General features: G+C 49.6%; 1 rRNA gene. It reads left to right on the forward strand.

Annotation, left to right across the window (positions count from 1 at the left end):
- Positions 1-278 (forward strand): 16S ribosomal RNA (locus ACTHSL_RS13525); the annotation flags it as partial.

The raw sequence follows: 278 nt of genomic DNA on the forward strand, positions 1-278 counted from the left end.
CGGTAATACGAGTGGTGCTAGCGTTATTCGGAGTAATTGGGCGTATAGGGTGCGTAGGCGGTATATTAAGTCAACTGTTAAATCCCCCAGCTTAACTGGGGAACAGCGGTAGATACTGATGTGCTAGAGGGTGGAAGAGAGAAGCGGAATTCTTGGAGTAGCGGTAAAATGCGTAGATCTCAAGAGGAACACCGATGGCGAAGGCAGCTTCTTAGTCCATATCTGACGCTGAGGCACGAAAGCGTGGGGAGCAAACAGGATTAGATACCCTGGTAGTC

It is taken from the genome of Neisseria sp. P0008.S010, assembly GCF_051962715.1.
Lineage (GTDB): Bacteria > Pseudomonadota > Gammaproteobacteria > Burkholderiales > Neisseriaceae > Neisseria > Neisseria elongata.